The organism is Ensifer sp. EB106-03-01-XG145 (assembly GCF_058792075.1).
On record NZ_JBYTEC010000008.1, the window covers coordinates 235,201 to 256,568 of the forward strand.

Genomic DNA, 21,368 nt, shown 5'->3' on the forward strand with positions numbered 1-21,368 from the left:
CCATGCTAGGTCTTTTCTTCGACAGGTGGGGAATGGACGTGGCAGCAAGATCCGGTGGGGCGAGCGCCTATATCGATGCTTGGAACGCCGGGCTCGCAGAGGCCGTGGAAAACCTCGGCGAGCCCGGTTTCCCGGAAACCCTGGAGCGCGCGCTTCGGCAACTCGTCGCCTTCGAGATGATGAACGGCTTTGCCTATTCGCCAGGCGGCAAGGCCTTCGATCTCCATAACGAGCGCATCATCGGCGACCGCGTCACCATCGTCGATCACTACCTTGACGGCGCCTATATCCTCGACCCGTTCTACGATGCCGTCCGCAACGCAAAACTCGACGGCGGCGTCCTGGTGATGCGACGGTTGGCGCCGGACCGTTTCACCGAGACGGAATACTTCCGCCGCCACTACCAGGCGACCGGCATCGTCGACGAGATCGGCTTCATTCTGAAGCTTCCGCATGTCGATGCGGTGCTGTCGCTCTCGCGCATCGGCGACGTGCCCGGCTTCTCCCGCCGTGACATCGTCCGGCTGGAAAGTGCTGCGCCGATCGTGCGGGCGCTGGCCGAACGGCACTGGCGCGCGCGGTTCGACCCGCCCCGCGAGGAGGATGATGCCGCAGCGACGATCAGCCACCCGTTGCTCTCGAAACGGGAGCTGGAGATCGTGACCCTGATCCTCAAGGGTCACTCGACCTACTCCATCGCCGCGACGCTCGGCCTCTCGCCGAATACGGTCAAGGTCCATCGTCGCCAGGCCTATGCAAAGCTCTCCATTTCCAGCCAGGCGGAGCTCTTCCATCTCTTCCTCAGCCGCCGCTGATCATTCGACGAACTCCACTTCCGGCGGCGCTGACTGGAAGAACCGGGTGAGGTAGGCGAGATAGCACACCCCGATGGCCAGCCAGATGATACCCAGAAGCTTGGCGTGGCCATCGAGATTCCATAGCAGGAACAGGTCACAGACCGCACCGACGGCCGGCACGACAAGCCCGAGCAGCGCGCCGAGCGGCCGCACGATTGCATTGCCCTGCAGATAGAGCGCGATCACCGAGACATTGACGGCGGTGAAGGCGAGGAATGCGCCGAAATTGATGAAGGACGTCGAGGTCGTCACGTCGAGTGTGAGCGCAAGCAGGCCGACGATGCCGACGAGCACGAGGTTGAACACCGGCGTGCGCCATTTCTCATGCAGCTTGCCGAAGATCCCCATCGGCAACACGCCGTCGCGGCCCATGGCGAAAAGCAGCCGACCGACGCTCGCCTGTGCCGCAAGCCCCGAGGTGAACTGGGCAACCACGAGCGTTGCGAGGAACAGGGTCACGAAGATATCGCCGCCGATCATCAGAGCGATTTCCGTAGCGGCGGAATCGACGGAGGTGAACGCGCCGCCGGGATGGGCGAGCTGCGTCACATAGGCCGAACCCGTGAAGATGATCCCGCCGATCACCGCGATGATCATGATCGCCTTCGGCATCGTGCGGGTTGGGTCACGCGTCTCCTCCGTCAGTGTCGAGACGGCATCGAAGCCCAGGAAAGAATAGGCCGCGATTGCCGCACCGGCGACCGAAGCACTGAACGGTACATTCGCTTCAAAGAATGGCCGTACCGACGCAAGCCCACCGACGCCATTGATGGCAACGACATAGCGCCCTGCCAGTACGACGAACGCGATCAGCACGGTGAGCTGCACCAGCATCAGCACGACGTTCACCCGGTTGGCGAAAGCGATGCCGATGACGTTTACGGCCGTCGTCAGCACAATGAAGCCGACAATCCACAGCCAGGCCGGAACGGCCGGGAAGGCGGAGCCCAGATAGGCGGCACCGATCAGCCAGATAACCATCGGCAGGAAGAAATAGTCGAGCAGGACGGCCCAGCCGACGAGGAAGCCCGCACCGGAATTCAGCGACTTGCGGGCGTAGGTGTAGGCGGATCCGGCGACCGGATAGACCTTCGCCATGATCCCGTAGCTCGCGGCCGTCAGGAAAATCGCAAGCGCCGCGATGAAATAGGCCATCGCCGTTGTGCCCTGGCTTGCCGAGGCCAGCGCCCCGAACGTGCCGAACACGATCATCGGCGTCATATAGGCAAGCCCGAACAGCACCACGGACCACAGACCAAGGGTTCGATCGAGTTTAATGTTTTGTGTCATGTTCCCCTCCTCCAACAAACAGACTGGAAGCGTCGGGGAAACCGAGGGCTATGCCAATAACCCTAGGGTGTTATGGCGCTCCCCGGTGACATGGCGAGGGAGAGCGAGCAGGGTGACCCGGATTTCGCAACCACCCGCCCTTGGTCTGGCACAGCGCTTCACATCGAAAGCAGGGTTCGCGTCAACGGATGCCCGGCGTCGGCAAGGCCGTCGATGACATTGAAGTGGTGCCTGTCCGGTTCGACGATGGCGGTCGTGGTTGCACCCAGTCCCGTCCAGATATTGGCAAGCAGGGCATTCTGGCGCAGGAATTCGGCGCGCTCGCCGCCACCGACCCAGCAGGTGATGCGGGCATCCCGCATCGGCCGCAGCAGCGCCGGGCTTTGCGAAAGAGCCTCCGCCTCATCGATCGCAAGCTTCTCGTTCATCCCGGTCGACATAATCGGTCGCAGATCGTGCACGCCCGAGATCGAGACGACGTTGCGGACGCGTTCCTGGACATCCGGCGAGAGCGGCGCGGTCGCCGTGATCATCCGGCTGACGAGATGGCCGCCAGCCGAATGGCCCGTCAGCATCAGCGGCCCTTCGACCAGCTTTGCCGCCTCACCGATTGCCGCGGCGACTTCCTCGACGATCCCGGTGATGCGGATCTCCGGGCAGAGCGTGTAGGACGGCATGGCGACGGCATAACCGCTGGCGACAGCGCCTGCGGCGAGATGCGACCAGAAGCTCTTGTCGAGCTGCAGCCAGAATCCACCGTGCACGAAGACGACCAGGCCTTTCGCCGCGCCATCGGGGAAGAAAAGGTCCATGCGATTTCTGGATCGCTCGCCATAGGCAAGGTCGAGTTTCGCCAGCCCTGATGCCGAAAGCGCATTGCGGAATGCCTCCGCCGGCCCAACCCATGCCTGCGGCCACCGGTCGCCCCGCGCAATGTTCACGCCATTGGCATAGGCGTCGTTCCAATCGCAAACACGGTGTTCCAGCATCGATGCATTCCTCCCTTCGATGTCTCCCCACGCATAGAAATCGCCTGCCCCATCAAGAAACGCAATGCGTCATTCAAAAAAACTTTAGGCTTGAAATAATTTTGGACTGGTGCGATGCTGCCGCATGTTCAGCCGAGAAGTGGAGGTCTCGCTGTGCCCATCACGAACACTGGAGCCGCCCTAGCGACGGCATGCCCCCATCGACGACGATGCGGCGAGGCTTGGCGTCTGTTCGCACGGCAGGGCTCCGCGCGACGACCAGAACTTTAGCCGGCTTTGAAAATGCCTGGGCAACGGGCAGAAACTGAACAAGGGAACAGCCGCCATATGCTTGGACCGACTTCGCACGTCGATACGTTCACACGCGACCATCTGCCGCCACCGGAAGAATGGCCGGAATTCCGTCTCGAAGGCTTCGACTACCCGGACCATCTCAACGCCGCCGTCGAATTGACGGATGCCATGGTCGCAAAGGGTTTTGGCGACCATACCGCGCTGATCGGCAACGGGCGCCGGCGAACCTACAAGGAGCTGTCCGACTGGACGAACAGGCTCGCCCATGCCCTCGTCGAAAACTACGGCGTGAAGCCTGGCAGCCGTGTGCTCATCCGCTCGGCCAACAATCCGGCCATGGTCGCCTGTTGGCTGGCGGCCACCAAGGCCGGCGCCGTGGTCGTCAACACCATGCCGATGCTCAGAGCCGGCGAACTGACCAAGATCGTCGACAAGGCAGAGGTCAGCCTGACGCTTTGCGATACCCGCCTGATGGACGAGATGATCGCCTGCGCCAAGGACAGTCGCTACCTGAAGCAGGTCGTCGGCTTCGACGGGACAGCAAACCACGACGCCGAACTCGACCGCATTGCGCTCGACAAGTCTGTGGTCTTCGAAGCGGTACACACCGGTCGTGACGACGTCGCCCTTCTCGGTTTCACCTCGGGCACGACAGGGGTCCCGAAGGCAACCATGCACTTCCATCGCGATCTCCTTGTTATTGCCGACGGCTATGCCAGGGAGGTGCTCGGGGTGACACCCGACGATGTCTTCGTCGGCTCACCGCCGCTCGCCTTCACCTTCGGTCTCGGCGGCCTTGCCATCTTCCCCTTGCGTTTCGGCGCGGCGGCAACGCTGCTCGAGCACGCGACGCCCGCCAACATGGTGGAGATCATCGAGAAGTACAAAGCAACGATCTCGTTTACCGCTCCGACCGCCTATCGGGCGATGATGAAGGCGATGGACAACGGTGCCGACCTTTCGTCGCTCCGGGTAGCGATCTCGGCGGGCGAAACGCTGCCGGGGCCCGTCTTCGAGGAGTGGACGGAAAAAACCGGCAAGCCGATCCTCGACGGGATCGGCGCGACAGAGATGCTGCATATCTTCATTTCCAACCGCTTCGAAGACCGCAAGGCCGCCTCGACCGGCAAGCCGGTCGGTGGCTACGAAGCCCGGATCGTCGATGACGAGATGCGGGAGGTCCCTCGCGGTACTGTCGGCAAGCTCGCGGTGCGCGGCCCGACCGGCTGCCGCTATATGGCGGACGCCCGCCAGCGCGATTATGTCCGCGACGGCTGGAACCTGACCGGCGACGCTTTCTATCAGGACGAAGACGGCTTCTTCCATTTCGCCGCCCGCTCGGACGACATGATCGTTACGGCCGGCTACAACATCGCCGGCCCCGAGGTCGAGGCGGCGTTGATCTCGCACCCGGAAGTCGCGGAATGCGCCGTCGTCGGAGCGCCCGATGCGGAGCGCGGCCAGATCGTCGAAGCCTATGTCGTGCTGATTTCAGGCGTCTCGGCCGACGACGCGACGATCAAGCGCCTGCAGGATCATGTGAAGGCAACGATCGCGCCTTACAAATATCCGCGCTCGGTCAAATTCCTGGAGAGCCTGCCGAAGACAGCCACGGGCAAGATCCAGCGGTTCCGATTGCGGTCGGAGAATTAAGAACATGAGCAAATCATACGATCCTTCGAAAGAAGGCGCCCAGATGTCGTTCAAGGGACGCATGTCCTACAGCGACTATCTCATGCTGGAGAAGGTACTCGACGCGCAGAAGCCGCTCTCGAAGGCCCATGACGAGATGTTGTTCATCATCCAGCATCAGACGTCGGAGCTCTGGATGAAGCTCGCGCTGCACGAGATCAACGCCGCAGTCCGCTCGATCCGCGACGACCGGCTGGAGCCCGCCTTCAAGATGCTGACGCGCGTGGCGCGCATCTTCGAGCAGCTGAACAGCGCCTGGGACGTGCTGCGCACGATGACGCCCAGCGAATACACCACGTTCCGCGAATCGCTTGGCCAATCCTCCGGTTTCCAGTCGTGGCAATACCGGGCGATCGAATTTCTCGCCGGCAACCGCAACGTCGCGATGCTCGGCCCGCATGCGCACCGTCCCGACATCATGGAGAAGCTCGAGGCGATCCTGGCCGCGCCGTCGCTCTACGACGAAGCAATCCGGCTGCTTTCGCGCAACGGCTTCGATGTCGGGGACGAAGCGAGCAAGACCGAATGGCACGAAACGCGCGTGGAAAGCGACAAGGTCTTTGCGGCGTGGCAGACCGTCTACCGCGACCCGGAGCGCTACTGGATGCTCTATGAACTCGCCGAGAAGCTGGTCGATTTCGAGGACTATTTCCGCCGATGGCGCTTTAATCACGTCACGACGGTCGAGCGCATCATCGGCCTGAAGCGCGGAACCGGGGGCACATCCGGCGCGTCCTATCTGAAGAAGATGCTCGAAGTGGAACTCTTCCCAGAGCTCTGGCACGTGCGCACGGGTCTCTGATAGAACACAACTCATAAGGGAACCTATTAGGAGGAGAACAGCATGAACCGCATTCTGGCAGCGAGCCTTCTTGGCCTCTCGCTTGCGACGTCGAGCCTTGCCCATGCCGAGCCGGTGAAGATCGGCGTCATCACCACGCTTTCGGGCGGCGGCGCCGGCCTCGGCATCGACATGCGCGACGCCTTCACGCTGGCAATCAAACAGTCGGGCAACAAGGACGTGGAGCTGGTGATCGAGGACGATGCCCAGAAGCCGGAACTTGCGGTGCAGATCGCCGAAAAGATGATCCAGGGCGACAAGGTCGACCTGATGACGGGCATCATCTGGTCGAACCTCGCCATGGCGGTCGTGCCGAACGCGGTCGCGCAGGAGGTGATCTATCTCTCACCGAATGCCGGTCCTTCGGCGCTGGCCGGTGCGAACTGCAACCCGAACTATTTCAACGTCGCCTACCAGAACGACAATTTCCATGAGGCGATGGGGCAATACGCCAACAAGGACTACAAGAACGCCTTCATCCTGGCGCCGAACTATCCGGCCGGCAAGGACGCACTGACCGGCTTCAAGCGCTACTACAAGGGCGCTCTTGCCGGCGAGATCTACACGCAGGTCGGCCAGACGGACTATGCCGCCGAAATCGCCCAGATCCGCGCCTCCGGCGCCGACACAGTCTATTTCTTCCTGCCCGGTGGCATGGGCATCGCTTTCATGAAGCAATATGCGCAGTCGGGCGTGAACATCCCGGTCATGGGCCCGGGCTTCTCCTTCAGCCAGGACGTCCTGCCGGCGATCGGCGACGCTGCCCTTGGCGTCAAGAACTCCGCGACCTGGTCCAAGGACCTGGACAACGGAGCCAACAAGAAGTTCGTCGAAGCCTTCAAGGCCGAGTACAAGCGCCTGCCCTCGATCTACGCCGCACAAAGCTGGGATACGGCAAACCTGATCCTCGCCGCGCTGTCGAAGGCGAGCGTCAAGGACAAGGACGCCTTCCGCGCCGCGCTCAAGGCGGCCGATTTCAAGTCGGTGCGCGGCAAGTTCACCTTCAACAACAACAACCACCCGATCCAGAACATCTACGTTCGTGAGGTGGTGAAGGAAGACGATGGCGTCCTGACCAACAAGATCATCGCCACCGCCTTCGAAGACCACAAGGACGCCTACGCCGATAAGTGCGGCATGTAGTGCCTCGCACCTGTTATCGCCCGGGTGCCCGGCCCTGATGCCGGCATCCGGTCGATGATCCATGTCCTCCTGATATGAAGCTTGGACCGGTCTCTTGTTCACCGCACTCCTGATCGAACAACTCCTCAACGGGCTCCAGCTCGGTGTGATGCTGTTTCTGATGGCCGCCGGCCTGACCCTGATTTTCGGGGTCATGGGCCTGATCAACCTTGCCCACGGCTCGCTCTACATGATCGGCGCCTTCGCCTGCGCGACCGTCGCTGCCGCGACCGGCTCCTTCTGGATCGGATTGATCGCCAGTCTTGCGGCTGCGGCGGGCGTCGGTGCAATCATCGAGGTTGCCGTCATCCGCAGGCTCTATGATCGTGACCATCTCGACCAGGTGCTCGCCACCTTCGCGCTGATCCTGATCCTGTCGGAAGGCGCACGCTGGCTCTTTGGCTCCTTTCCGCTTTACCTCGACATACCGCCCTTGCTGCAGGGCGCGGTGCCCCTCCCCGGCGGCGGCCAATACCAGCTCTATCGCCTGGCGATCATCGGCGTCGGCATCGCCGTGGCCATTGGTCTCTATCTGCTGATCGCCAGGACGCGGCTCGGCATGCGCATCCGCGCCGGCGAATCCGACCGCGAGATGATCGGCGCGCTCGGTGTCGACATCGGCACGCTCTACACGGTCGTCTTCGCGCTCGGCGCAGCACTCGCCGGGCTTGCCGGCGCCCTCGTCGGTGCGCTGCAGTCGGTGCAGGTCGGCATGGGCGAACCGGTCCTCATCCTCGCTTTCGTCGTCATCGTCATCGGCGGCATCGGCTCCATCAAGGGCGCGCTCGTCGGCGCGGTGATTGTCGGCGTTGTCGACACGATGGGCCGCTTCCTGCTCCCCTCGGTTCTGGCGCTCACCATGCCCGCATCGCAGGCGACTACGATTGGCGCGGCGCTCGCCTCGATGCTGATCTATGTGGTCATGGCCCTCATCCTCGCCTTCAGGCCGAGCGGCCTGTTTGCGGCACAGTCGTGAGGTCAAGATGAGCCGCGAAACCACCGTCAACCTGCTGCTTGCCCTTCTGCTTCTCGGCGCACCGGTTCTGGCCGCCGGCATGGGCGAACCCTTCTATGTGACGCTCGCGACCCGCGTCGTCGTCCTGGCGCTTGCCGCCGTCGGCCTCAATCTGGCGCTCGGGCTCGGCGGGTTGCTGTCCTTCGGCCACGCAGCCTTCTTCGGGCTCGGCGGCTATGTCGCCGGCATCCTTGCCACCCACGCCCTCAATGGCGAGCCGCTGTTTGCCGGAATTCCGGCAACGACGTCGATGCCGCTCGTCTGGATAGCGGCCGTGGCGGTTGCCGGCCTCATCGCGCTGCCGATCGGCGCGATCAGCCTGCGCACATCAGGCGTCTATTTCATCATGATCACGCTCGCCTTCGCGCAGATGATCTACTATTTCGCAGTCTCCTGGCCAGCCTATGGTGGCGAAGACGGCCTGTCGATGTCGATGCGCAACGCCTTTCCCGGCGTGAATACCGCCAAGCCCCTGCCCTATTTCCTCATCTGCTATGCGGCACTCATGGCCGCACTTCTCCTGTTCCGCGTGATCGAGGGTTCGCGCTTCGGCAGCGCCCTGCAGGCGGCAAGACAGAATGGAATCCGCCTTGCCGCCGTCGGCATCGCACCCTTCAATATCCGGCTCGTCGCCTTTGCCGCCTCGGCGATGATCACCGGATTTGCCGGCGCGCTCTATGCCGATCTCAATCGCTTCGTCGGGCCCTCCATGCTGTCGTGGCACATGTCGGGCGAACTGATCGTGCTGATCATCCTCGGCGGCAAGGGTCGGCTGTTCGGCCCCGTCGCCGGCGCGATGATCTTCGTCTTCTTCGAATATGTGCTCGGCGGTATCACCGAGCGCTGGCAGTTCTTCCTCGGCCTCATCCTGCTCGGCATCGTGCTCTTTGCCCGCGGCGGATTGCTGGGCCTGCTCTCCGGAAAGCCGCGCCATGTCTGAGCCTGTTCTCGAAATCCGCGATCTCCGCAAATCCTTCGGCGCGCTCAAGGCGACCGACGGGGTCAGCCTTGAGCTTCGCCCAGGGCAAATCCATGCGCTGATCGGCCCGAACGGTGCCGGAAAAAGCACGCTGATCCACCAGATCGCCGGTTCGCTCAAGGCCGACAGCGGCAGCATCCGCTTTCTCGGCGAGGATATCGGCGGGCTCGACATGGCAGCCCGCGCGAGGCTCGGCCTTGCGCGCAGCTTCCAGATTTCGTCGCTGGCGCAGGAGTTTTCAGCGCTTCGCAACGTCATGCTGGCGGTGCAGGCGCGACAGGGCAGCAGCTTCCGCTTCTTCCGCCAGGTTACGAGCGATAGGGACCTGACCGAGCCGGCAATGGCGATGCTCGAGCGTGTGGACCTCGCCGCGCGCGCCCATGTGCCGGCGGCGGAACTTTCGCATGGCGAACGCCGGCAGCTCGAAATCGCCATCGCGCTGGCGCTGTCGCCGAGGGCGTTTCTCTTCGATGAACCGATGGCCGGCATGGGGCCGGAAGGCTCGAAGCGGCTGACGACGTTCCTCGACGGCTTGCGCCATGAAGCGCCGATGCTGCTGGTGGAACACGACATGGACGCGGTCTTTGCGCTTGCGGATCGCATTTCCGTGCTCGTTTATGGCCGCATCATCGCAACAGGCACGGTCGATGAAATCCGCAGCGATCCGGACGTTCGCCGCGCCTATTTGGGAGAAGCCGCGTGAGCCTGCTCGAACTGAAAGGTCTCGAAACCTTCTACGGCGCATCGCAGGCGCTCTTCGGCGTCACTCTCGATGTGCGGGAGGGCGAGGTCGTCGCGCTCATGGGTCGCAACGGCATGGGCAAGACGACGACGATCAACTCGATCCTCGGCCTCGTGCGCCCGCGCTCCGGCGCGATCAGCTTCGCCGGCAAGGCGATCTTCGGCATGCGACCGCACCGGATAGCGAGACTCGGCCTCGGCCTCGTGCCCGAAGGGCGACGCTGCTTCCCCAATCTCACCGTCATGGAGAACCTCGTCGCCACGGCCCGCGGCAGCGAGTGGACCTTCGAGAAGGTGGTCTCCCTCTTTCCCCGCCTCGGTGAACGGCGCGACCAATATGCCAACACGCTCTCGGGCGGCGAGCAGCAGATGCTTGCCATCGGCCGGGCGCTGATGACCAATCCCAGCCTGATCATTCTCGACGAGGCAACCGAGGGCCTTGCGCCGGTCATTCGGCAGGACATCTGGTCGGCGATCCGCACGCTGAAGGCCGCCGGCCAATCGATCCTCGTCGTCGACAAGACGCTTTCGGAATTGCTGCCCGTGGCCGATCGCTGCTTCGTCCTGGAAAAGGGTGCGACGGTGTTCGAAGGGTCGCCGGCAGCGCTGACACCGGCGCTTCAGGACCGCTATCTCGGCGTCTGAGCTTGCCAATCAGGTCGAGGGGATACCGCCACCGAGCACAACGGAATAGGCGGATGCGTCGATGTTGCCGCCCGAGATGACGCAGACGACGTTTCCTTTGAGATCCGGCCGCGAGATCGCGGCGGCGAGCGAGGCGGCCCCTGCCCCCTCGGCGACGACCTTGCCCTTTTTGAAGAGGAGCCGCATGGCTTCGGTCACCTGGGCCGAGCTGACGGTAATCGCCCCGTCGATGAGTTCCCGTGCCACTGGCCAAAGCTGCGGCACAAGCGATGGCGCGCCGATGCTCTTGATGAACGACGGGCGGGTCTCGATCGTCACGATCTGTCCCGCCGCAAGTGCCGCCGAAACCGGAGCGGCGCTGTCATCCTCGACCGCGAAGACACGGCAACGGTCGGAAGTGGCCTTGACAGCGCTGGCGACCCCGGTCGTCATGCTGCCGCCGCCATAGGGGGTGAGCACCACGTCGACATCGGGCAGATCCTCGCTGATCTCCATGCCGATCGAGCCGTTGCCCGCGAGCACCGCCTGGTCGGTCACCGGATTGATCAGCAGTTCCGGCGCATCCGGACGGGCCGCATCGGTAATGTAGTCCCACCAGGTCTCAACGCTGACGAAGCGCACTTCGCCACCGAGCGCGCGTACGCCGTCGATCTTCGTCTGCGCCGCGCCGCGATACATATAGGCAACCATCGGCACGCCGATGAGGCGCGCGGCCCAGGCCATGCCGTAAGCCATGTTACCGGAACTGGTGACGGCCACGCCGTTCTGCAGATCGGCCGGATCGCGTGACAATAGGGCGTTCAAGGCGGGACGGAGCTTGAAGGCGCCGATCGGTGAAAGGGTCTCCAGCTTCAGGAAGATCTGCCGGTCGGGAAAGCCGTGGTCGAGCCGCACCAACGGGGTTCGCGCGAAGTGGGGAGCGATGCGGCCGCGAGCCTCGGCGATTTCATCCCGTGTCGGACGGCGTGGTGCGGTCATTGCTTAAGTCCCCCGTTAGCCGTCTTCCCACCTTCGGGCACAGTGGTTCGGAACGAATCCGTTGCGGGCGGCGACTTCAGTCTGCGTCTGAACAAGACGCTGCGGGCGAAATGCCGCCCGCAGTTCTTCGCTGCCATCAATCAGGTCACGGCCGCACGGACGGCGAAGCGCGCATCCTGCCACGCACCTGTGCCGAGGATTTCTTCCAGAATCTCGACCGCCCGCCACACATCGGCATAGCTCACGTAGAGCGGCGTGAAGCCGAAGCGCATCGTGGTGGGCGCGCGGAAGTCGCCGATGACGCCGCGGGCAATGAGGGCCTGCATGATCTCGTAGCTGTTTGGATGGCTGAACGAAACCTGGCTGCCGCGTTTTGTCCCGTCGCGCGGGCTCTCGAGTTCCAGGCCGTAGGCAGCGCATTTCGCCTCGACGAGCGTGATGAAGAGATCGGTGAGCCGGATGCTCTTCTCGCGCAATTGCGCCATGTCGACATCGTCCCAGATGTCGAGCGCACCCTTCAGCGCCCGCAGCGACAGGATCGGTTGCGTGCCGCAGAGGAAACGACGGATGCCCTCGCCGGCCGCATAGCTCTTCTCGAAGGCGAAGGGGCGTGCATGGCCCCACCAGCCGGTGAGCGGTTGGCGGATATCGCCGTGATGACGGGTCGCGGCATAGATGAAGGCAGGCGCGCCAGGACCGCCGTTCAGGTACTTGTAGGTGCAGCCGACGGCAAAATCGACATTGGCGCCATCGAGATCGACAGGCAGGGCGCCGGCGGTATGGCAGAGGTCCCAGATGACCAGCGCGCCATGCTCATGCGCCTTGCGTGTCAGCGCCGCCATGTCGCGCAGTTCACCGGACTTGTAGTTCACGTGGTTCACGAGAACCACGGCAACGTCACCGTTGATCAGGTCCTCGATATCGGGCGCATCGACCCCTTCGAGCCGCAACGAAGCGCCCGAGCGCGTCGAAACCACGCCCTCGGCCATGTAGAGGTCCGTCGGGAAACTGCCGCCTTCGCTGACGATGACAGAACGATCGGGCCGGAGCGCCATGGCGGCATGCAGGGCCTTGTAGATGTTGATCGACGTCGTATCGCAAACGACAGTCTGGCCGGCGGCCGCCCCGATCAGCCGCCCGACCCGGTCGCCGAGCGCAAGCGGCATCTCGAACCACCCGGCCGTGTTCCAGCTGCGGATGAGATCCTGCCCCCATTCCTCGGTCGCGGCCTTGCGAAGTTCGTCGAAAGCGGCGGTCGAGGCGACGCCAAGCGAGTTGCCGTCCAGGTAGATCAGGTTCGGCGGCAAGATGAAACGCTCGCGCATCGGACGCAGCACATCGGCCGCATCCATCGCCTCGATCGCAGCAAAATCAGGAACTGCATTCATGAAGGTGGTCCTCATTTATTCGCGAACGGTTTCGCGGGCAGGTGCCGGTCCGCGGCTTCGCTTGAGGCTCGGAAGAGCCAGCATGGCGAGAACGAACAGGCCGGTCGCAAGTTTCAGGTCCGGCGGGGGCATACCGGCCGCCAGGCAGAAGGAAACGAGTTGGTAGTAGACGATCGCACCGACAAAGGGGGCAGCGAGCTGGCGCAGCACGCTTTGCTTGCCGACGATCGCCTCGCCGATCATGAGCGCCGCAAGGCCGTTGATCAGGATGCCGAGGCCCATGTTGACGTCGGCAAAGCCCTGCGACTGCACCATCAGCGCGCCGCTGCCTGCGGAAAACGCGCCCGCAAGGCCGACACCGCCGATGGTCGCCAGCCAGACGTTGATGCCTTGCGCTTCGGCCATATCGGGGTTGGCGCCGACGGCACGGACGGCGGTGCCCTTCTCGGTGCGGAAGAAATGATAGAGCAGGAAGAAGACAACGAGCGCGATCAGCCCCGCGACCACAATCTTGCTTGCCGGGAAGCCCGGCTGCAGTCCCGGCGCCCAGTCGAACACGGTCGTTGCGCCGAAGACCGAGAGGTTCGAACGCCCCATGATCCTGAGGTTGATCGAATAGAGCATCGTCATCATCAGGATACCGGCAAGCAGGGTGTGGATCCGGAACCTGAGATGAATGAACGCCGTGCAGCAGCCGGCGACGAAGCCGGCGACGAGCGCGATGGCGATCGCGGCCAGCGGTGACATGCCCGCCGCCATCAGCACGCCGCAGACGCAGCCGCCGAGCGGAAACGCGCCTTCGCTGGTCAGATCCGGGAAGCTCAGCATGCGGAACGGGATCATGATCCCGAGCACCACGAAGGCGAGGATCAGGCTCTGCGCCAGCGTGACGGGAACGAGCGAGACGAAGCTCGCGATGGTGTTTTGAAGAATATCCATGATCGTCAGCTCGCCAGGAACATGCGGTCGGTTTTGACGGAGAAATGGCCGATCAGATCAGGCACGGTCGTCTGAGCCTTTTCCTTGCCGTCGATCTCGAGGCGGACGCGCCCGGCATCGAGCATGATCACCTTATGACCAAAGTCTACCGCATGCTGCATGTTGTGTGTCACCATCAGCGTCGTCAGCTTCAGCGCCTCGACCGCGCGGATCGTCGCCTTCATCACGATATCGGCGGTGCGGGGATCAAGTGCTGCGGTATGCTCATCGAGCAGCAGCAGTTCCGGCTCACCGCCGACCGCCATGATCAGCGACAGCGACTGCCGCTGTCCGCCGGACAGAAGCTCCACCCGTGTGTCGAGACGGTTTTCGAGACCAAGGCCCAGCAGCGACAGCCGTTCCTTGTAGGTGGCAAGCCGCGCCGCATTGAGGCCGCGGCGCAAGGTGCGCTTGTTGCTGCGCAGTTCGGCGAGCAACATGTTTTCCGCCACCGTCATGCTGGCGGCGGTGCCGCGCATCGGGTCCTGGAAAACGCGGGCAAGCCGCATGGCACGCTTGTGCACGGGCATGGCCGTCACGTCGTCGCCATTGATGACGACCTGGCCGCTATCGAGCACGAGCGCGCCGGAGATGGCGTTGAGCATGCTGCTCTTGCCGGCGCCGTTCGAGCCGATGACGACACCGAATTCGCCTGTGGCGAGGCTGAGTTTGAGGCCGTCGAGCGCGACCTTCTCGTCTGCCTGCCCCTTGTAGAAAACCTTGCGGGCCGATCTGATTTCCAGCATTGGCTCCCCCTATCCGTGGAGTGACGGCGCTCCCGGCGCCGTCACTGTTGAGACCAATTGGAGATCAGTCGACGACGCAGCCGCAGTCGGTGGCGAGCGATGCCGGCACTTCGATGCCGAAGGCGGCCGTCGCCTTTTTCGAGATCAGCGGCGCGTGGTCTTCATAGCTCGGGCGCGACGCCGCGATCGTCTTCGGGTCCTTGCCCTTGAGGATCTCCGCAGCGATCTTGCCGGCATTGACGCCGACCTGCTCGTAGTTGACGGCAAAGCTTGCCGGCACGACGCCATCGCGGACGGCACCGTCGTCGGAATTGACGATCGGGATCTCTGCCTGGCGTGCCGCCGCAGAAACTGCGCCGATGGCCGGCTGCAGCAGGTTGGATGCGGGCGTGTAGATCACGTCGGCCTTGCCGGCGAAGGAGGCGATGCGCTGCTGAATGTCGTTGACGTTGTCGACGCCGACGGCGACGACTTCGAAGCCGGCGGCAGGTGCGGCTTCCTTGATCTTGTCGAGCAGCGCCGTGTCGTTCGCCTCGCCCGGATTGTAGGGCACGCCGAAGCGCTTGGCTTCCGGCAGCAGCTTGCGGGTAAAGGCCATCACGGCGGCCACATCCTGAAGGTCCGTCGCACCGGTCATTCCCTCGTCACCGGCCTCCCAGGACGGAACCAGCTTCGCGGCCACCGGATCGGTGACGGCAGAAAAGACAACCGGGATGCCGGAGCCGGCGAGCGCTTTCTTGGCGATCTGCGAGACCGGCGTGGTGATCGTGTAGATCAGTTTCGGCTGCTCGGCCTGCAGCTTGGCAATCATCTGCGGAACGAGCGAGGCGTCGAAATTGGTGTGGCTCTCGGTGTAGACGACGTCGGTGCCTTCGACGAAGCCGTTTTCAGCCAGCGCCTTCTTGAAGCCGGCGATCGACGCGCTCAATTGCGGATGTTCGCCGAAGTTGGCGATGCCGATGCGGATCGGATCAGCGGCAGCCGTTCCCAGTCCCCACGCCATTGCGCCGGCGACGACCAATCCCGAAAGCCAAGTGCTCTTAAGCCTGCTCATACATCCCTCCCAGAATTTGACGAGCGTTACCGCCCTCCTCGGCGGCGTGCGTGGATGATGGCGACGGTCGGAGGTCTTGTCAAACAAATATATATATTTTCATCTGAACCGCATAACTATATATAATTGTGTTGATCCGATGCGGGCGTTAAGGGAACTTGATGCAAGACCACGAACAGTCGACCAAAACCGAATCGGCCTACCGGTTGCTCCGCCGCGACATTCTGGCGACGCGGCTGCAGCCCGGCGCGCCGATGAAGCTAAGCGCGCTGCGCGAAAGCTACGGGCTCGGCTGGACGCCTCTGCGGGAAGCACTGTCGCGGCTGGAAGCGGAGGGCCTGGTCACGGCGATCAGCAATCGCGGCTTTGCCGTCGCGCCGGTCTCGCGGGAGGCGCTCGACGACCTCACCCGAGCGCGGCAGGTCGTCGAAATTCCGCTGCTCGTCGAGTCGATCGAAAATGGCGACAGCGCATGGGAGTCCGCCGTCGTCACCGCCCATTATCGCTTGTCGCGCTGCAAGATTGCCGTCGAAAACGTCTCCGAAAGCGAAATCGACGAGTGGGACGAGAAGCACGCCGCCTTTCACACCGCCCTGATCGGTGCGGCGAGATCGAGCTGGCTTTCCCGCTTCCAGGCGACGATCTCCGACCAGCTCCGCCGCCACCACCGTTTCCTGAGCCTGGCCCCCACACTGCGCGCTGCCGCAGGGATGAGCGTGGGCTACGAGGAAGCGGTTGCCGCCTTGCAGGACGCGATGGCAATAGAGCATCATACGGAACTGATGGAGGCCGCACTCGACCGCGACGTCGACCGCGCCCGAAAGCTGATGACCGACCACATCGGCTTTACGGTCAATGTCTACGACCAGTCCGAAGATAGCGGCCGTTCACCGCCGTTGCCGCGGCATGCGTCCAAATGACGGCACGTGACAGCCTGTCCAAGAGCCGGAAACGTCTCTAAAAGCAAAGAGACAGGGAAGTGCCTGCCAAGGCGCGGGAAAAGAAGCGGGCGTTTGCAATGATGGGTGAAGACAAGTTCGATACTTCGCCGGAATGGGTGGATGGCGAGACCAAGGCGCTCGAAGCTCCAGGCGATCACCGCGCCGAGCTCAGGCTCTGGCTGCGCCTGCTGACCTGCTCGACGCTGGTCGAGAGCGAGATCCGTCGCCGGCTTCGGGAAGAATTCGATTCGACCTTGCCGCGCTTCGACCTGATGGCCCAACTCGAACGCGCCCCTGACGGCATGGTGCTTGGCGAAGTTTCGAAGCGCATGATGGTTTCGCCCGGCAACATTACGGTGCTGGTGGAGCGCTTGACCGAGAGCGGCCACATCAGCCGTACGACGCTCCCGACGGATCGCCGCGTGCAGGTCATCGCGTTGACTCCCTACGGCCGCGCCGAATTCGAGAAGATGGCAGCAACCCATGCCGATTGGATCTCCGACCTGTTCGCGGATGTTTCACCGCAGGACGGTGGTGTGCTGATGGACGAGCTTGCCAAGCTCAAGCGGTCCGTTATCGCTTCCCTGGCCCGCAACTCCTGAGGGCAACACCTCTTCCCTTTTCCCAAGAGCGTAGAGCGGCGTGATGACCACCGCGCCGTCGTCTGAACGCGCGCACACGCATCACGTCCACCCAAAACAATTTTAAGCTTGAAATTTCTCCCGAACGAGTCCACCTTGTTCCCAGCAGTCCGGGATGACGGCCAACGGCATCTCGACGGCGACACACGCAGCCGGAACTCGGGAGGAGAACGACATGCGGATCGTCTGTATCGGTGGCGGGCCAGCCGGGCTCTATTTCGCGCTGCTGATGAAGCGCCAGCACCCGGAACACCACGTAACCGTGGTCGAGCGGAACCGCGCCTTCGACACCTTCGGCTGGGGCGTCGTCTTCTCGGATGCCACCATGCAATCGATGCGCCAATGGGATCCGGAGACGGCCGAGGCGATCGAGATCTCTTTCAACCATTGGGACGATATCGAGCTGGTCTTCAAGGGTCGCAAGATCAGGACGACCGGCCACGGCTTCGTCGGCATCGGCCGCAAGAAGATGCTCAACATCCTTCAGGAGCGCTGCCTCGAACTCGACGTCGAACTGGTGTTCGAGCAGGATGTCGAGAGCGACGAGCAGTTCGCCGACGCGGATCTGATCATCGCGTCCGACGGCGTCAATTCGCGCATCCGCAACAGATACGCCGACGTCTTCCGGCCCGATATGGTCGTTCGGCCGAACCGCTATGTCTGGCTCGGCACGAACAAGCAGTTCGACGCCTTCACCTTCGATTTCCAGCGCACCGAACATGGCTGGTTCCAGGCGCACATCTACCGCTTCGACGAAAACACCTCGACCTTCATTGTCGAGACCACCGATGACGTCTTCCGGGCCCATGGTCTCGACCAGATGGACCAGCAGCAATCGATCGAATTCTGCGAAAAGCTCTTTGCCGAGACCCTCGACGGCCACAAGCTGATGACCAATGCGCGCCATTTGCGTGGCTCGGCCTGGCTGAATTTCGGTCGGCTGATCTGCGAGAAATGGAGCCATTTCAACGGCCGCAGCCACGTCGTGCTGATGGGCGATAGCGCCCATACGGCCCATTTCGCCATCGGCTCAGGCACCAAGCTTGCCATCGACGACGCCATCGAGCTTACCCGTCAGTTCGACATTCTCGGCCACGACAAGGCCAATATCCCCGCCGTTCTCGCTGCTTACGAGGAGGTACGCCGGGTCGATGTCGCCCGCATCCAGAATGCGGCCCGTAATGCCATGGAGTGGTTCGAAGTGGTCGGCACGCGCTACGCCGATACGCTGGAGCCCGAGCAGTTCATGTATTCGATGCTGACCCGCTCGCAGCGCATCAGCCACGAGAACCTTCGCCTGCGCGACAAGGACTGGCTCGAAGGCTTCGAGCGCTGGTTTGCCGAACGCGCCGGCGTCGAGCCGGCCGCAAACGGCACGGTCCCGCCGCCGATGTTCACGCCGTTCAAGCTCCGCGGCCTGACGCTGAAGAACCGCATCGTCGTTTCGCCGATGGCGATGTATTCGGCAACCGATGGCGTGCCGAACGATTTTCACTTGGTGCATCTCGGCGCACGCGCCATGGGGGGCGCCGCTCTCGTTTTCCCGGAAATGACCTGCGTATCGGCCGATGCTCGCATCACGCCCGGATGCCTTGGTCTCTGGAACGACGAGCAGGCGCATGCCTTCAAGCGGATCGTCGATTTCGTGCACCATCAGACGCCGGCCAAGATCGGCATCCAGCTTGGGCACGCCGGGCGCAAGGGCGCGACCAAGCTCGCCTGGGAGGGGATCGACCAACCCCTCAAGGAAGGCGGATGGCCACTCATTTCCGCCTCGGCCCTGCCCTATCTGAAGCATTCGGACACGCCGCGCGAAATGACGCGGGCGGATATGGACCGCGTCGTCGCCGACTTCGTGCAGGCCACAGAGCGCGCCCGCGATCTTGGCTTCGACATCCTCGAACTGCACGTGGCGCACGGCTACCTGCTGTCGAGTTTCCTGTCGCCGCTCACCAATCGTCGCACGGACGAGTATGGCGGCGACCATGCGGCCCGCGCCCGTTTCCCCCTCGAAGTGTTCCATGCCGTTCGCAATGCGTGGCCCGCGGACAGACCGATGTCGGTGCGCCTTTCGACCCATGACTGGCACGAGGGTGGCAACACCCCCGAGGACGCGGCGATCTTCGCCCGCCTGTTCAAGGAGGCCGGTGCCGACATGATCGACTGCTCCTCCGGTCAGGTGGTGAAGGAGGAAAAGCCGGTCTACGGCCGCCTGTTCCAGACACCGTTTTCCGACAAGATCCGCAACGAGATCCAGGTCGCGACGATCGCCGTTGGGGCGATATCCGAGGCCGACCACGCCAATTCCATCATCGCTGCCGGTCGCGCCGACCTCTGCGCGATTGCCCGCCCGCACCTGGCCGACCCATCCTTCGTCCTGCATGAGGCGGCAAAGATCGGCTATGACGATCAGCCCTGGCCCAAGCAGTACCACTCCGCCCGCGCGCAATATGTGAACAATCTGGCGCGTGCGGCAACGACGGCGGGCAAGCCATGAGCAAGAGGCACGCCCTTGTCACAGGCGCGGGCAGCGGGATCGGCAAGGCGATCGCGCTTGCGCTCGCCGCCAACGGCCATATCGTCAGCCTGGCCGGGCGACGCGCAGCACCGCTCGAAGCCGTGCGAGCAGAGATCCTCTCATCGGGCGGCGAAGCCCGCGTCCACCATGGGTTTGACGTGACCGACCCGGCCGCCATCGAGCAAGGCATTGCGGCTGCGATTGCGAAGAGCGGAGAAATCGCCGTTCTCGTCAACTGCGCCGGCGAAGCGCCCTCGGCGCCGTTCGAGAAGACCGATCTAGCGCTCTGGCAGCGGGTAATCTCGATCAACCTCACCGGCGTCTTTCTCGTAACGCAGGCAGCCCTTGCCTCCGTGCGCCGGGCCGGCAACGGCCGCATCGTCAATGTCGCAAGCACAGCGGGCCTCACCGGCTATGCCTATGTATCTGCCTATTGCGCATCGAAGCACGGCGTCGTCGGCCTGACACGCGCTCTGGCGCTCGAGCTTGCGCGAACCGACGTGACCGTCAATGCCGTCTGCCCGGGTTTCACCGACACGCCGCTGATCGATGGCGCGCTCGACACGATCAGCGAGAAGACCGGTCGCTCGCGCGAGGAGGCACGTGCCAGCCTTGCCCGTTCCAATCCGCAAGGGCGCCTGGTGACGCCGGATGAGGTGGCAGACACCGTCTCCTGGCTGGTGTCGGAGAAGGCGACCGCGATCACCGGCCAGGCGATCGCCGTTGCCGGTGGCGAAGTTCTCGGAGGATAGAGATGACAAACCCGATGCAGGCCAAGAAGCGCGCCTTTAGGGACCACAAGGCCAAGCACTTCCTGTTCGAAACGGACGCGGACGGCCGGGTCGCGACGATCACGCTCAACCGTCCGGAAAAGAAGAACCCGCTGACCTTCGAGAGCTACGAGGAGCTTTGCGATCTCTTCCGGTTGCTTGCCCGCGCCAGCGACGTGCGCGCCGTGGTGCTGACCGGCGCCAGCGACAACTTCTCCTCCGGCGGCGACGTCTTCGAAATCATCGAACCGCTGACGCGCATGTCGATGCCCGACCTCTTGGATTTCACCCGCATGACCGGCGAACTGGTGCGCCAGATCCGTGCCTGCCCCCAACCCGTGATCGCGGCCGTGGACGGAATCTGCGCCGGCGCCGGGGCTATCTTGGCGATGGCTTCAGATTTCCGCGTCGCGACGCCGGAAGCGAAGACGGCCTTTCTCTTCACGCGCGTTGGGCTCGCGGGTGCCGACATGGGCGCCTGCGGTATCCTTCCCCGCATCATCGGCCAGGGCCGCGCCGCCGAACTGCTCTTCACCGGCCGGGTCATGACCGCGACCGAGGGTCATGCCTGGGGCTTCTACAACGCCCTGCACGAGCGTCCATCGTTGCTTGGAGAAGCGCAGAAGTTCGCACGCACCATCGCTGATGGCCCCTGGTTCGCCCATGCGATGACCAAGAAGATGCTCGACCAGGAATGGGCGATGGGCATCGACCAGCTGATCGAATCGGAAGCCCAGGCCCAGGCGATCTGCATGGCGACCGGCGATTTCCGCCGCGCCTTCGAGGCCTTTGCCGCCAAGGCGAAGCCGGAATTCAAAGGGAATTGAGC

At 63.4% G+C, this 21,368-nt stretch carries 20 protein-coding genes; 13 read left to right on the forward strand and 7 right to left on the reverse strand.

The window, feature by feature from the left end; genetic code table 11:
* The first annotated feature begins 38 nt into the window (after positions 1-38).
* Positions 39-815: a helix-turn-helix transcriptional regulator gene (locus AC3WWH_RS20390; RefSeq protein WP_162752524.1), complete on the forward strand. Its 777-nt coding sequence runs from the start codon at positions 39-41 to the stop codon at positions 813-815.
* Here the strand turns inward: AC3WWH_RS20390 and AC3WWH_RS20395 are convergent, their stop codons facing one another.
* Entirely contained in the window at positions 816-2,147 is a 1,332-nt protein-coding gene (locus tag AC3WWH_RS20395) for an APC family permease (RefSeq protein WP_058322319.1), read from the reverse strand.
* 158 nt (positions 2,148-2,305) lie between these two features.
* The gene (locus AC3WWH_RS20400; RefSeq protein WP_113399354.1) at positions 2,306-3,136 is read right to left on the reverse strand and encodes a hormone-sensitive lipase; all 831 of its coding nucleotides are present in this window, start codon (positions 3,134-3,136) and stop codon (positions 2,306-2,308) included.
* A 327-nt stretch (positions 3,137-3,463) separates the two neighbouring features.
* Here AC3WWH_RS20400 and AC3WWH_RS20405 point away from each other — a divergent pair, with 327 nt between their 5' ends.
* The 7 genes from AC3WWH_RS20405 to AC3WWH_RS20435 all read left to right on the forward strand — a co-directional run bounded on the left by AC3WWH_RS20405 (position 3,464) and on the right by AC3WWH_RS20435 (position 10,525).
* On the forward strand, positions 3,464-5,083 hold the full coding sequence (locus AC3WWH_RS20405) for a benzoate-CoA ligase family protein (RefSeq protein WP_058322317.1): 1,620 nt from the start codon (positions 3,464-3,466) through the stop codon (positions 5,081-5,083).
* 4 nt (positions 5,084-5,087) lie between these two features.
* Positions 5,088-5,924 (forward strand): tryptophan 2,3-dioxygenase, encoded by an 837-nt coding sequence (kynA, locus tag AC3WWH_RS20410; protein WP_058322316.1) that lies wholly within the window; start codon positions 5,088-5,090, stop codon positions 5,922-5,924.
* A 42-nt stretch (positions 5,925-5,966) separates the two neighbouring features.
* Positions 5,967-7,106 carry an ABC transporter substrate-binding protein gene (locus AC3WWH_RS20415; RefSeq protein ID WP_058322315.1) on the forward strand — a complete coding sequence of 380 codons (1,140 nt, stop codon included), beginning with the start codon at positions 5,967-5,969 and terminating at the stop codon, positions 7,104-7,106.
* 94 nt (positions 7,107-7,200) lie between these two features.
* On the forward strand, positions 7,201-8,121 hold the full coding sequence (locus AC3WWH_RS20420) for a branched-chain amino acid ABC transporter permease (protein ID WP_058322314.1): 921 nt from the start codon (positions 7,201-7,203) through the stop codon (positions 8,119-8,121).
* Between the two features lie 7 nt (positions 8,122-8,128).
* On the forward strand, positions 8,129-9,100 hold the full coding sequence (locus tag AC3WWH_RS20425; protein ID WP_492377194.1) for a branched-chain amino acid ABC transporter permease: 972 nt from the start codon (positions 8,129-8,131) through the stop codon (positions 9,098-9,100).
* The gene (locus tag AC3WWH_RS20430) at positions 9,093-9,842 is read left to right on the forward strand and encodes an ABC transporter ATP-binding protein (protein WP_492377195.1); all 750 of its coding nucleotides are present in this window, start codon (positions 9,093-9,095) and stop codon (positions 9,840-9,842) included. The genes AC3WWH_RS20425 and AC3WWH_RS20430 overlap by 8 nt, the downstream gene beginning before the upstream one ends.
* Positions 9,839-10,525, forward strand: coding sequence for an ABC transporter ATP-binding protein (locus AC3WWH_RS20435; protein ID WP_492377196.1), 687 nt, complete (start codon positions 9,839-9,841; stop codon positions 10,523-10,525). Before AC3WWH_RS20430 ends, AC3WWH_RS20435 begins: the two co-directional genes overlap by 4 nt.
* A gap of 9 nt (positions 10,526-10,534) precedes the next feature.
* Here AC3WWH_RS20435 and AC3WWH_RS20440 read toward each other — a convergent pair whose 3' ends face one another.
* The 5 genes from AC3WWH_RS20440 to AC3WWH_RS20460 form a co-directional block, all read right to left on the reverse strand.
* A complete protein-coding gene (locus AC3WWH_RS20440; RefSeq protein WP_492377197.1) occupies positions 10,535-11,503 on the reverse strand; it encodes a threonine ammonia-lyase in 969 nt (322 codons plus the stop codon).
* Positions 11,504-11,643: 140 nt separating this feature from the next.
* Positions 11,644-12,891 carry a kynureninase gene (kynU, locus tag AC3WWH_RS20445; RefSeq protein WP_492377198.1) on the reverse strand — a complete coding sequence of 416 codons (1,248 nt, stop codon included), beginning with the start codon at positions 12,889-12,891 and terminating at the stop codon, positions 11,644-11,646.
* 15 nt (positions 12,892-12,906) lie between these two features.
* On the reverse strand, positions 12,907-13,830 hold the full coding sequence (locus AC3WWH_RS20450) for an ABC transporter permease (RefSeq protein ID WP_058322309.1): 924 nt from the start codon (positions 13,828-13,830) through the stop codon (positions 12,907-12,909).
* A gap of 5 nt (positions 13,831-13,835) precedes the next feature.
* The gene (locus AC3WWH_RS20455; RefSeq protein ID WP_113399355.1) at positions 13,836-14,615 is read right to left on the reverse strand and encodes an ABC transporter ATP-binding protein; all 780 of its coding nucleotides are present in this window, start codon (positions 14,613-14,615) and stop codon (positions 13,836-13,838) included.
* Positions 14,616-14,679: 64 nt separating this feature from the next.
* Positions 14,680-15,669: an ABC transporter substrate-binding protein gene (locus AC3WWH_RS20460; RefSeq protein ID WP_492377199.1), complete on the reverse strand. Its 990-nt coding sequence runs from the start codon at positions 15,667-15,669 to the stop codon at positions 14,680-14,682.
* Between the two features lie 161 nt (positions 15,670-15,830).
* On the opposite strand from AC3WWH_RS20460, the gene AC3WWH_RS20465 reads away from it, so the two are divergent.
* The 5 genes from AC3WWH_RS20465 to AC3WWH_RS20485 all read left to right on the forward strand — a co-directional run bounded on the left by AC3WWH_RS20465 (position 15,831) and on the right by AC3WWH_RS20485 (position 21,366).
* Complete coding sequence (locus AC3WWH_RS20465) at positions 15,831-16,589, forward strand: GntR family transcriptional regulator (RefSeq protein ID WP_058322306.1); 759 nt, start codon at positions 15,831-15,833, stop codon at positions 16,587-16,589.
* A 101-nt stretch (positions 16,590-16,690) separates the two neighbouring features.
* Positions 16,691-17,212, forward strand: coding sequence for a MarR family winged helix-turn-helix transcriptional regulator (locus AC3WWH_RS20470; RefSeq protein WP_492377221.1), 522 nt, complete (start codon positions 16,691-16,693; stop codon positions 17,210-17,212).
* A gap of 214 nt (positions 17,213-17,426) precedes the next feature.
* On the forward strand, positions 17,427-19,748 hold the full coding sequence (locus AC3WWH_RS20475; RefSeq protein ID WP_058322304.1) for a bifunctional salicylyl-CoA 5-hydroxylase/oxidoreductase: 2,322 nt from the start codon (positions 17,427-17,429) through the stop codon (positions 19,746-19,748).
* Entirely contained in the window at positions 19,745-20,521 is a 777-nt protein-coding gene (locus AC3WWH_RS20480) for an SDR family NAD(P)-dependent oxidoreductase (protein WP_492377200.1), read from the forward strand. The genes AC3WWH_RS20475 and AC3WWH_RS20480 overlap by 4 nt, the downstream gene beginning before the upstream one ends.
* Positions 20,522-20,523: 2 nt before the next feature.
* Complete coding sequence (locus tag AC3WWH_RS20485; protein WP_492377201.1) at positions 20,524-21,366, forward strand: enoyl-CoA hydratase family protein; 843 nt, start codon at positions 20,524-20,526, stop codon at positions 21,364-21,366.
* Positions 21,367-21,368: the final 2 nt, after the last annotated feature.